9 protein-coding genes are annotated in these 13,007 nt (G+C 40.2%); 2 read left to right on the forward strand and 7 right to left on the reverse strand.

Annotation, left to right across the window (positions count from 1 at the left end; translation table 11 throughout):
* Window positions 1-78: 78 nt before the first annotated feature.
* Complete coding sequence (locus tag IPM71_03620; GenBank protein ID QQS51824.1) at window positions 79-1,488, forward strand: HD domain-containing protein; 1,410 nt, start codon at window positions 79-81, stop codon at window positions 1,486-1,488.
* A gap of 12 nt (window positions 1,489-1,500) precedes the next feature.
* Here IPM71_03620 and IPM71_03625 read toward each other — a convergent pair whose 3' ends face one another.
* From IPM71_03625 to IPM71_03655, 7 genes are all read right to left on the reverse strand, one after another.
* The gene (locus tag IPM71_03625; GenBank protein ID QQS51825.1) at window positions 1,501-2,493 is read right to left on the reverse strand and encodes a tRNA-dihydrouridine synthase; all 993 of its coding nucleotides are present in this window, start codon (window positions 2,491-2,493) and stop codon (window positions 1,501-1,503) included.
* The gene (locus tag IPM71_03630) at window positions 2,490-3,554 is read right to left on the reverse strand and encodes a rhodanese-related sulfurtransferase (protein QQS51826.1); all 1,065 of its coding nucleotides are present in this window, start codon (window positions 3,552-3,554) and stop codon (window positions 2,490-2,492) included. The genes IPM71_03625 and IPM71_03630 overlap by 4 nt, the downstream gene beginning before the upstream one ends.
* A 216-nt stretch (window positions 3,555-3,770) precedes the next feature.
* Window positions 3,771-6,710: a hypothetical protein gene (locus tag IPM71_03635; protein ID QQS51827.1), complete on the reverse strand. Its 2,940-nt coding sequence runs from the start codon at window positions 6,708-6,710 to the stop codon at window positions 3,771-3,773.
* Window positions 6,711-6,819: 109 nt separating this feature from the next.
* Window positions 6,820-7,743, reverse strand: coding sequence for a hypothetical protein (locus IPM71_03640; protein ID QQS51828.1), 924 nt, complete (start codon window positions 7,741-7,743; stop codon window positions 6,820-6,822).
* A gap of 741 nt (window positions 7,744-8,484) precedes the next feature.
* Entirely contained in the window at window positions 8,485-9,150 is a 666-nt protein-coding gene (locus IPM71_03645) for a peptidase inhibitor family I36 protein (protein ID QQS51829.1), read from the reverse strand.
* Between the two features lie 18 nt (window positions 9,151-9,168).
* Window positions 9,169-10,383, reverse strand: a complete 1,215-nt coding sequence (locus IPM71_03650) for an IS701 family transposase (protein ID QQS52777.1) — start codon at window positions 10,381-10,383, stop codon at window positions 9,169-9,171.
* 335 nt (window positions 10,384-10,718) lie between these two features.
* Window positions 10,719-12,209 (reverse strand): hypothetical protein, encoded by a 1,491-nt coding sequence (locus tag IPM71_03655; GenBank protein QQS51830.1) that lies wholly within the window; start codon window positions 12,207-12,209, stop codon window positions 10,719-10,721.
* 260 nt (window positions 12,210-12,469) lie between these two features.
* Between IPM71_03655 and IPM71_03660 the strand changes: the two genes are divergently transcribed.
* Window positions 12,470-12,970: a GNAT family N-acetyltransferase gene (locus tag IPM71_03660; protein ID QQS51831.1), complete on the forward strand. Its 501-nt coding sequence runs from the start codon at window positions 12,470-12,472 to the stop codon at window positions 12,968-12,970.
* Window positions 12,971-13,007 lie beyond the last annotated feature (37 nt).

Below are 13,007 nucleotides of genomic sequence, written 5' to 3' on the forward strand. Positions count from 1 at the left end.
TATTGTGCGAGGATTGTTCGCCTCAAATAAAAACTAGCACAAGTTAAATTATATTATTTTTGCCACACAAAAGTCTGAATGGATAAACACATCGACATACCTGTTCTGAAACTAATTGGTGACATAACCAGCGAAACAGGGCAGCCATGCTATGTCATTGGAGGCTTTGTTCGCGATATCTTTCTGAACCGTAATACAAAGGATATCGATGTGGTTGTGCTTGGAAGTGGCATTGAACTTGCCACCAGGGTAGCAAAGAATATGGGTAACAGGCCTGTTAATGTATTTAAGAATTTTGGTACCGCCATGGTGCATCTACCCGAATACGATGTGGAGTTTGTAGGTGCACGCAAGGAGTCGTACAGAACCAACAGTCGTAAGCCTTTGGTGGAAAACGGCACATTGGAGGACGACCAGCTACGCCGCGATTTTACCATCAACGCCCTCGCCATTTCACTTAATCGTTCCAGCTGGGGCCAATTGGTTGACCCTTTCAGAGGATTGGATGACCTTCGAAACAAAATACTCCGAACTCCACTCGACCCTGATATTACCTTTAGCGATGACCCCTTGCGCATGATGCGTGCCATTCGTTTTGCATGTCAGTTGAACTTTACCATAGAAAAAGAAACCCTCGAAGCGATTGGCAGAAATGCTTCGCGTATTGAGATTGTTTCGAAAGAACGTATTGTAGAAGAACTAAACAAAATAATGGCCAGCGAAAAACCTTCTATGGGCTTTCTGTTGGCTGAACAATGTGGCCTTTTGCCTTTTTTTCTACCCGAACTTCAAGCTCTAAAGGGTGTAGAAAAAAGAAATAACAGAGCACATAAAGACAATTTCTTTCATACCTTAAAAGTACTCGACAACCTGGCGGCCAATTCGAATAATCTTTGGCTCAGATGGGCCGCATTGTTGCACGATATAGCAAAACCACCCACTAAAAAATGGGAAGACAAATCAGGATGGACTTTTCATGGCCACGAACATTTGGGAGCTAAAATGGTACCCGACATTTTCCGGCAACTGAAATTACCCATGGGTGCACCCATGAAATACGTACAAAAAATGGTGCTACTGCACCTTAGGCCCATAGTACTTTCGCAGGACCTTGTTACCGACAGTGCAGTGCGGCGTCTCCTTTTCGATGCCGGTGATGACATTGATGACCTGATGCAACTTTGCGAAGCCGATATCACTTCGAAAAACGATGAAAAGGTAAAACGTTACCTTAAAAATTTTCAGCTTGTACGACAAAAACTTAAGGAGCTGGAAGAAAAAGACGCCATTCGCAACTTTCAGCCACCTGTTTCGGGCGAATTAATTATGCAAACCTTTGGCATTAAACCTGGCAGAGAGGTGGGAATTATTAAGACCACTATTAAAGATGCCATACTCGATGGATTAATTCGGAATAATTACCAGGAAGCCTTTCAGCTTATGCTCGATAAAGGGAAAGAACTTGGATTAAAACCTCTCGAATCTTAATCTCATTCTCTCTCAGGCTAACACTTCGGTCTGAAGCAATGCCTGTTCCACCTCACCAGCATTGTTGGTGTGCATCAATTTATCGCGTAGTTCAGCAGCTCCTCTGAAATTACTCAGGTATATTTTAAAAAACCGCTTCAGAATATTAAAATTCTTGACATTTCCCCAGGTGGCTGCGTAAAGTTGCAAGTGTTCCCTCAGTAGTTCAATTCGCTCAGATGGTTCAGGAACTGCCAGATTTTTATTAAACATCCAGGGATTTTTAAATACCCCTCTTCCGACCATTACGCCATCCAGTTTGTGAGCATTTGCCAGATTAATTCCTTGCTGATAGCTTTCCACATCGCCATTGCCAATAATGGCTGTGGTCTTATGCATTGAATCGCGAAGCGATACTGCTTTTCCTATTTCATTCCAGTCGGCAAAACCCTCCGACTGCATTTTTTGTGTGCGGCCATGCACTGCTATGGCTGCCAATTCCTGTTCAAGCAAGTGCCCAATCCATTCTTCTGTTACAACACTATTAAAACCAATGCGCGTCTTTACCGAAACGGGAAGATTTGTTCCTTCTTTGGTAGCAGCGATTATTTCTGCTGCCAATGCCGGGTTTTTAATAAGAGCCGAACAAGTGCCTTTTACAACAACTTTTTTTACCGGGCACCCCATATTAATGTCAATACCATCGAATTGGCCTTGCTGACTTATGAGCGCTGCCGACCGGTAAAATTTCTCGGGATCGTTTCCCCAGATTTGTGCCACCAGTTTGCTGCCTCGTCGATTCAGCATGTCAATTTCCGATGAATTTACGCGCAAACGCTCAGAAGTTTTTTCAAATCCCCGCAGGTCGCTAAGGCCATCGGTGGAAGTAAACTCAGTAAAAACCACCCGAAGTATTTTAGGGTCGGAAACGGAAAGAATTATCTGCCGAAACACCGTATCGGTAACATCTTCCATGGGAGCCAGAATAAAAAAAGGCTCTTTGCTCTCGTTCCAGAAGTTACTCATTGTTCTGGTTGATATTCGCATGCTTGAACCTCTATCGATAACCGGGGTCGCAAGCGGGAATGAAAAATTTTGTTTGCCGCATACTTTTCTGTATTGGTCTTTCGGTGAGAAGCCTTTTCTTCGGGCGTAAGTGTCAAAGCCTGCATGCACTCTTTGCTGCAACAGCCATTGTAGCGGGTAGCACAGGAAGGACATTGAATAAAAAGCAAATGGCAATCGTTATGTGCACAGTTGGTATGGCTATCGCACAAATCGCCGCACTGATGGCAGTGGGCAATTACATTTTCATCGATTTTTTCACCCAGGCGCTGATCGAACACGAAATTTTTTCCGACAAACTTCGAAGGTTTATCCTCCTGTTTGATAGCATGGGCATAGGCAATAATACCTCCATGCAATTGGTTCACATCGGAAAATCCTTGATGCCTGAGGTAGGCGCTTGCCTTTTCGCAACGGATTCCGCCTGTGCAATAAAGAAGAAGCTTCTGGTCTTTTTTGTCTATCAATTCCTCCTCCACCTTCAGAATAGCTTCGCGAAAAGTATCGGCATCGGGACAGAAGGCCCCTTCGAATCGCCCCACCTCGCTCTCGTAATGGTTTCGCATGTCTACGATCAACACACCTTCCTGCCCGGCAAAGTCATGAAACTCCATCGGACTCAAATGCTTTCCAACATTGGTTACATCGTAAGTATAATCGGGCAATCCATCAGCCACAATTTTAGGCCTTATTTTGATGGTGAGTTTAAAGAAAGATTTTCCATCGTCTTCGACCGCATACTTGATGGGCATCTCCGCTAATCCGGTTTGGGTATCAAGATCCTTCAGAAATTCCTGCAAATGATGCTCCGGCAAACTCATTTGGGCATTAATGCCTTCGTGAGCCAGGTAGATCCGCCCAAAGCAGTTAAGTTTAACCCAACGCTGGTAAAGCTTATCGCGTATTTCCTGTGGATTTTCGAAGTATACATATCGGTAAAACGAGAGTGTCACTCTGCGAAAAGGCTCTTTGGCCAGCCTTTCAATCAGTTCTTGTCGGTTTACCCGGTTGTGCAACAGCATATTGTGTTCATTTTCAATCAGCTTGCAAAGTTACACACCCACCAAACTACTGAAAGAATCGAATGCTATTTAGAATTAATTTGATAAACAAGAATCAATCCTTCTGATAATCAGAAATATAAAGAGCTAACACAATGCAAAGGGAAGTTGGAATGAAGCAGATTACTCCTTAAACAATTTATCTCAAGGAATAGGTAAAGCATGAAAAAAGCATAGCTATTCAAAAAGTTCGAGAATTTCTTCTTTAGTAATCTTGTGAAAGGCATTCTCATTCACAAAAATATCTGCCAATTGCGATTTTCGCTCCTGTAAACGAAGTATTTTTTCTTCGAGGGTATCGCGGCTAATAAACCGGTAAACCATCACATGTTTGTCCTGCCCGATGCGATGCGCCCGGTTGATGGCTTGTTTTTCGGCCGCCGGGTTCCACCAGGGATCGAGCATAAGCACGTAACCAGCAGCGGTAAGATTTAGTCCAACACCTCCAGCCTTAAGAGAAACCAAAAAGAAGCGGCAGGTATCATTGTTTTGAAATTCGCTGACCACCTCTTCTCGATGAAGTGTTTCGCCTGTGAGTGTCTGGTAGGGTATATTGCGCTCGTCTAACCATTGAGCTACCAGGTCGAGATGTTTTACAAAGGAACTAAACACCAAGGCTTTATGCCCTTCGCTGTGCAGAATCTCGAGGTTTCGGGTAATCTCATCGAATTTTCCGGACCCAGCCAGGTAATTCTCATCGACCAGGGCCGGATGATTCGAAATCTGGCGCAAGCGCATCAGCGACTGCAATATTTGCAGGCTCGCCTTTCCCATGCCCATGCTACCTATATTCTCCAGCACAAGTTTGCGGGCCTTTGATTTTTCGCGCTCGTAAATACTTTCCTGAATTTCGTTTAACTCGCAATAAACGATCTGTTCGGAAAGCGGGGGTAATTCAGAAGCCACCTGACCTTTTGTGCGGCGCAGCATAAAAGGTGCAATTAGTTGCTGCAAACGTTCACGTTTACTCTGGTCCGACTTTTTTTCGATAGGAACCTGAAATTCGCTTTGGAAGAAATTCAAATTGCCCAGCAAGCCCGGATTTAGAAAATTAAACTGTGCCCATAAATCGCTGAGGGAATTTTCTACCGGAGTACCTGTTAGTGTTAGTCGATGGGTTGATTTTAAAAGCATTACCGCCTGGTATGTTTTCGACCCCGGATTTTTAATAACCTGGCTTTCGTCAAGAATTACAGTATGAAAATCAACCTTCGTGAATTGCTCTGCATCGTTACGCAAAATTCCATAGGAAGTGATAATTAAGTCCGATTGCTCAATATACTCCTCCAGCAAACCTCGGTTCTGACCGGCATAAACCTGCATGCGAAGCGAAGGTGAAAATTTGTTCTTCTCGTTCACCCAATTATGGATTAAGGAAGTAGGTACTACGATGAGGGATGTTTTGGTTGTTCTTTTCTGGGTAGAATCTGGTGGTGCAGCGAAAAGGTCAAGCTGAACTGTCTTTTTCGAAACCGGACTCGCTTTATGCAATAAGTTCTCAGAGGCAATACGCTGCAAAAGTGTAAGGGTTTGTAAGGTTTTTCCAAGTCCCATATCGTCGGCGAGACATCCACCAAAACCATTCAGGTATAGCTGATACATCCACGAATAACCTTCTACCTGGTATTGCCGCAGCGAAGCCAGCACACCATCGGGTATTTGTTCTGACTCACGACCCGAAGAGTCTAAAAGCTTTTTAAGGTTCTCGCGGAAATTGGTATTTAACTGACTGACCCTGCTATTTAAAATGGAAAAATATTGCTTTTTTAGTTTTAAACGCGAACCTTCAACATTCGAGAACTTTAATAAATCGCTGTAAGACTCAAACCATTCTTCCGGTAAAATCATTATCTTCCCATTGGGCAATGTAAACTCACGAATACCTCTGACAATATGTTCCTTAAAATCCACAAAGGGTATTGCAAAACTATCGAACTGCACCACAGCATTAATATCAAACCAATCGTTAACTTGCTCTGATACTTCTATTTTCAGCTGAAATTGATCGAGGTAATAGTCTTTTTCGAACTTGCTTTGTGCAACATCAAAACCACTATTAGAGAGAATCTCCCGGTTGTAATTTAACCAGGTCACTGCACCAAAATCGCCCTGGCTATTTAGTCTTTTTTCGATCGGCTCAAAAAATGGACCCTCGCGATTCACAAGTCCAAACGTGAGTAATTTTCCGATATGCTCGTTTTCGAAATCGTAATCCCGCAGAATGCAAACAAATGATGCCTCATCGTCTTGCATGCGGAAAGTCACCTTGGTTTCCGACAGGCGGTTTGCCTGAAAAATGGTGTTGTCTATATAAATAAATTTCAATACAAGTACAAGCTTTCCTTGCAAATTCAGTTCAAGCGACAAAACTACCCTTGGTTTGGCAGACTTATACTCAATCTGAATTCCACTCACAACTACCTTATGCTTGGAAATAATATTTTTTACAAAGCTTTCGAGGTATTTTTTTTCCGAAACTTTTGCAATGCTCACAAAAGGTTTATCAAAAAATGGCGACAGCTTTTTTGCATCAATTTCGCGGATAAGGAATAACTGATTCTCGATAATTAAACAACATGGATCGTTGGTAAGCACTATCACCGGCTTACCGGTTAGGGTAATTTCCTGTTCGTTAAAGAAGATGGTTAGATTATACCGTATTCCTTCCACATTTCGGTCGAAATGGAACACAGTTTCACATTTGTTCAACACCAGGTCCACTTTGTCTTTTTCGTAGATTTTATTCTGCAATACCTTATGGTAGACATCCATAGGGTTAAATTCCATTAAATCAAGGCATTTTGTGATCTGCCTTTCGATGTATGGTTTTACATGCTGAGCCAACAAGTCTGAAGGTATATTTTCTACAAAATCGCGTGGTGTATGTTTCTTCTTCTTCGAGAAAAGTTTGAATAAATTCTGATTGTTGTAATTCTCGATGTATCGTACAATTTGCACTTGCTCAGGACTTAGCATGTGCTCATATGTTTTCAGGCTCTGAAGGGTAAGCCTGTCATGAATTTCAAGATACTCCTTTGCCCTTTCGCGTTTAACAATGTAGGGAGCTAAAACAAATCCAAGCAGACGATGCTCGGTTATAGCGATTACAAACTGCATTTCTATAAGGTGTCAAAAGCTTTAAAGATAGAACCTATTCGGATGAAACTGGCAGTATTTCTTCGATTTATTTTTAATGGAATGGGTGATAGGAAACAGAAGCGAATTTTTAAGGATAGGCATCGTAGTAAAACTCTAATACCACTGGGAGGTGGTCGCTATAGCCTCCCAGATACCTTGGTCCCTGATAAGTACGAAAGAGTTTCAGGCCCCCATAAACAGAATCTGTGGTCAACAAAAATGGATTGTCCAGAATTCGGATAGCATAATTGTGTGTATGTACCCCCTCATTACCAAGCAAAGATCCGGAGACCAGAAATTGGTCAAACATGCTCCAGTGCGATTGATACTTGATAGTGCCACACTTGCATGATTTCTTTAAATCCTGCGAGAGGTTTACAAGATTCGCACCTTCGGTAATCATTTGCAGGCTTGCATTGTCTGGTTCGTCGTTAAAGTCGCCCGTAATTACGCACTTGCTTTGGGAATTTTTCTTTTTCAGGCTGTCTATTGCCTCAAGTAGTACTTGTGCTGTATACAACCGCAGAGGCTCACTTTGTGCCTGCCCTCCCCGGCGTGAAGGCCAGTGATTGACAAATACATGCAAAGTATCGGCGCCAATTAACATTCCAACCTGTAGTATATCGCGTGTATGATTGGATGAATCTGATGGGAAACGGATGCGGATTGCTTTATGGTAGATTATCTTAAATTTATCCTTTCGCACCAGAAGAGCTACCTCAATGCCTCTTTCATCGGGCGAATCGTGGTGCACAATATTATATTGGAATTTCGAAAGCGGAGTGCTGCGGGTCAGGTGATACAAGGGTATAATTTCTTCTACTTCACACAAGGCAATTATTTCAGGGGGCTGGCTGTCGCCGGCAGCAGTAATTACCTGATAGAGACTTTTTACTTTTCGCCAATAGCGGCTTGAGCTCCATTGATTGGCGCCCTCAGGAAGAAACTCTTCGTCGCGTGTGGCAGGATTATCGATGGTGTCGAACAAATTTTCGACATTGTAAAACATCATCCGGAAGCTTTTAGTTTCCTCATCCTGATTATATGAAGGCAGTATGGGAATTACTAGCATTAAGAGCAAATAAAATGGTAAATGCGACTTTGTAGGCTTATTTTTCAGCAATTCAATTTCTTCATAATCTAAAGTCCAATTTTGACTTAGTTTTTCCGAATTCCGAAACTGATTCATAGATATTATTGTCGAATAGTTTAACATTTTGATAATTTATAATTACCAAATATTCAAATCGTCCCAGAAAAGATGTCATTTTTATGTCCAAATGAAGCTTTCTTTCTTCGGCTCATAAACAAATGAAAAAATTGAAAAACATTTTAATGACGATACTGAAACTTCATAACTAGATAAATTTGTACAGTAAATGGTAATACTCTTATTTCAATGAATGGCCAAATTTGGCCAGTATTGAAGACTACCATAAATAGATCCAATATCCTCACTACCTAAGCAATTGTTTTTTTGAATGCTATGTTTGCGAGCCCTTATGGTTATTAACCAATGTCCTGAAAAGGTTGGGATAATATGTGCGAAGCACACCTTATCTCTTCGTTTACTGAGTTATTTCCTGTTCTGCTTCTTAACCCTATTTATGAGGACGAAGCAAAACGGGGAATTTTAATATTATCTGCCTTAATGACAGAATAATTAGGAGAAGTGAAAACAATAAGTTTATATTTTTAATGAAGAGTATTCCTTGAGGCTCTGCCTCGGGGTTATTAAGTTTTTTAGATTGTATTAAAATGTGCGAAATGAACTAATTTTATCATTCCAGTATTTCTTCCACCATAATGAACCTGACATTTCCTTGCTGCTTAAATTTGATTCTGCAAAATTTGCTACACTACTTATTGTAGCGGACATATAGGAAAAAGATTTTCCTCCATAATTACTGTCCTCATAAAAAGCTATTTGGCCACCTGCCACATAACCTTTAAGGGAACTGATTTTATCGTTCCAACTACCTAGACTGGGAACAAGGACAATGGAAGCACTATAATTTAAATATGCGCCCGTATAATTGGAATGTTCATAAACTTTAAAAACTGCACCGCCTGTTTGTGTTGATTTAAAATCCTTAAACTGCTCGTTTGAATAGTTAGCTAGACTATAAGCCATCATTTTATCTGAATTGTCAAAAACATATATTTTATTGTCTCCTTCAACCATTAAGATTGCTGAAGCAGGGGTGTCTAATATAGATTCAATTAATTTATTAACTGAATTATCTTTATAAATTATTGAATCGCCAATTTCTTGATATTCTAAATTTATTATTTCATTATTGTATACATATGTTTCTTTTAACCATAATTCTTCTATTTTTTCAGAATTTTTCTCACAACTTAATAAAGTCATTGAGATTAATAAGGGTGTAATAAAAATGCGATTAATTTTTTTCATAATTCTACTTTAACAGATTTACAATTTTGAATATGAGTAATTTATATCACGCTGTCGTTTTAAATGCCGGTCATAAATTCTATCAATCATTTGTTCTTCGGTCATCTGTTTATAAAGTTTAAAAGTGATAAATTCTTTAATATCACGAGCCGATAGTAAAGGTAAATCATCAAAGCAATGCAATTTTTCTTTTAAAATAAATGACGAGACCAAAAAGTTTAATGCAACCTGGTGTTGCCATGCAAGCCATTTTCGTGTCTGAAACTGGTCTAGCCCGAGTATCTGTTTTGATTCTTTTATGCAATGTTCTACAAAGTACCGTTGTGCTTGCATATAGGCTATAGCTTTCTTAGTGTATTGTTCAAGATTAGCATTGGTAAAAGAATATTTTATTTCGTCCTTGCCTTCTTTGGTTTTCGTTTTACGGATAACCAGTAACCTTTGCTCTACTTGCATTTTACTGTTATTGATTATCCAAAGCTTTATAAAATGATAGTCAGCTACAAGAACTCCTTTGGCTGTATTACGAACACTAATACGCTGCCAATTTTCGTCATTTAAAGTCTGTAAATATTTTGATACACTTAATTCGTCTGTAGTTGCTTTTAATTTCTTGGGTTCACGACCCTTATTGCTTTTTCGCTCGGGAATAGCCAAGTCAGGACGTTCCAAATATATTTTTTGGTCTTTATGGATATCCAGCATGTACAGATAACCAAGCAAATCTATGCTGCTGGCAAAATCCACATCGTTACCATAATAACCATCGCCTCCAATAAAATCGAAGATGATGCCATTGGTTACTTGCTGGCGAATAATTTCTAATGCCAGTTCGAGCTTAGTTTTAAATGTTCGGTGCTTTACAGGAACGCCTGCTTTTTCGCATCTTGTCTTGTCGTCACACCAAGCCTTGGGAAGGTATAGTCGGGCATCAACCATTGATGCAAAATCCCCATTACTTAAACAAGCAAATACCGCAACCTGACTATTTGATAGTTTCCCTACATTCCCACAATATTGATGTCCAACGCCTACGCTATGGTCGCCTTTTTTTACCCAACCACTTTCATCAATAATCAATCCTGTAAGTTTTCTTTTGGGTAAAACCTGGCTTACTTCCTGGGCTACTTGATTTATCAAAACTCGATGATCCCAGTTAGACTCAGTTATAAAGTGCTGCATTTGATGGTAGTTAGCTCCCAAATCTTCGCTTATTCTTTCAATATTGCGCATCTGACTTTGTATTATTCCTAATGAATATTGCTGTGCTTTGTCAAAGAACTTCTTTGTTGAATTACAAAATACATGCTGATAATCATTAAGGTGAACACTAACTCGCTCTATTACAGAGGTCAGTGTTTTTCCATATCGATTATTATTTTTACGTTGTATTAAACATTTTTCGGAACGATAAGCCTGTTTTTCTGTGCATTGAAGATACTGAATTTCCTTGAAATATCAATGTTTACAAGGGTTTTGTTTAATCTGTTAAAGTAGAAATAATTAGATTTTTGATAAGGTTATTAGTTTATTTCAGCAATATAAAAAATAATCAATAAAAAGAAAAATCATTCTTGTCGTTCAAATGCACCAAGGTCTGGTTTTCCATCAAGGGTTCGGTCGTTTCCGTTGTAATCGAATTGCAAATAAGGTAAATGCTCATTGACCCGAACCAACGACCCTGCATCAATGGCAGGCGAAAGGGTATCGAGCCTGAAATCCATTGGGCCTAACAGGATGCTATCGTTTACAAACCTTGGATCCTTATTTAGTATTACCTCCTTAAAAAACTCGCTGCCATAGGCTTCCACCGAATCTTCTACCAGTTTGAGTATACAGTTTTCGAACTGAAAATTAAAGGCAGTCTGTTCGTTGTCGTCTTTGTTCAACTCAAGTTTGTTGTTGCCATATACAATTGAATTAATGAAATTGGCTGATACCAGTTCAATGTTGGCAGTTTTTTCTTCTACCAGGTAATATTCATTTAAAACATAATAGGGGTACCAATTGGACAAAAACAAAGCATTGGATGGATTTCCACGCTTGTATTTAGTTTCATATACATTCTTTTCGAGGGCGCCATAAATTGAAATTGAACTGTGAAAAAAATTATACTCCCCACCCATCAACAAAATAAGGCCATAATACTGGGCATCGGCAAAGATGCAATTATAAGCTTCGATTTGCGCACCAAATGCCAGAATGCTCGAAAAGGATGAGTTTTGTATTAAAGTATTGTGCAACACCACAGAAGGTTGCACCTCAAATTCGCCGGGAATGCCCACCTGCAGACCTGCCTGAGCATTTTTGATAATTGCATAGCGGATAAGATTGCCGGTACTTCCTGGTTGAAAAATAATGGTGCCCCATCGCCCGGCCGACTCAGCGTAACCGCGGTCAAAGCGGTCGCCCTCAAAAGTAACCGGAGCCACGTGAGTGCCATCTACAATTAGCTTACCATACACTACTATGCTTGAATTGTAATGAAGATAAATGCGTGCCCCAGCTTCGATTGTGAGTGTTTGATCTGTATCGATTACCAGGTTCCGGTAGATCAGATAGGGCTTTCCGGCAGTCCAGGTAGCCGATTCCGGCAGCATACCTCTTATGAGAAAAACATCCTGCCCAAAAGCTTCCAGGGTAATTTGACTCTCGGTGCCATTGTATTCAAACACAATGGCATCGTAAACTACCAAAGGCAGATCGCCTCCAACCGGATCGAGGGTTAGGGCAACAAATACATAAATACTGTCCTTTGGTGGTAAAAGAATATTCTTCAGGTCGGTTCCTGGAAACCCGTCTACATTAAGCCTAAAACCCGAGGATGCACCTCCCTTTACGTACACACGCGAAAGCTGAATGGAACGGTCGTGCGGGTTGTAAATTTTGAACAAGCGGGTAACTGTGGCCTGTTCGGTAAATACTGTATCAAAACTCAAAGTGTCCAGCGAGATATTTATGCGATCATTCGGATCCTGGGTAAATTCTTCCTTGTCGCAACCTGCTGCTACGATCAGATAAACAAATATCAATACCAAAGGAATAATTCGAATATGCATACTAAATTTTTCGCTAAAATAACGATTCGTTTCTTGTGCAGAAGAATACAAATAACTTCATTTCATTTTTATTAACAGATTATCTTTATTTTTATTCTATCTACATCCAAATTTTTTCTAACTTGTTGATGAAACTTAATAGGAAGGTGAAAATAAGCAATTGAAAAGTTTACGACCCGACCTGACAATGCAGAAAAAAAATAAAAAGTTTTACTATATTTATTTTATAGTTTTGTAATTCAATACTAATCCCGTTTTAGATGAAAATTCAACAGGCAGTTTTGCAGGATCTAGTTGAAATACTATACCTGGTAAAGGTGTGCGTTAGCGACATGAATGAAAAGGGACAAAAGCATTGGAACAATGCCTACCCCGGATCCAACTACCTTCTGAGCTGCATCGAAAATAACACACTCTTTTTATGTCGGGAAAATGAAGTGGCGAAGGGAATGATTATTCTCAGCCAGGATGAGCCCGAAGAATACAAGCATATCGATTGGCAAGGCAAAAACAATAAAGTATTGTTTATACGATTTCTGGCCGTACATCCCCTTTGGCAAGGCAAAGGCATTGCCAAAAAACTGGTAGCCTTTGCAGAAGAACATGCCAAGAAAAATGCATTCAGCTCCATGAGAATGGACATATACAGCGGCATAGAAGGAGCTTTTAATCTATGCTCCACCATGGGGTTTAACCAAACCGGCCAGTTTCATTCAAAATTTCAACAGAATCCCTATCTGGCTTTTGAGAAAAGCCTTTAACCTGAATTCGGTTCCACCTTCTTTGAATCTATAAGTC

The organism is Bacteroidota bacterium, assembly GCA_016699695.1.
Lineage (GTDB): Bacteria > Bacteroidota > Bacteroidia > Bacteroidales > UBA10428 > UBA10428.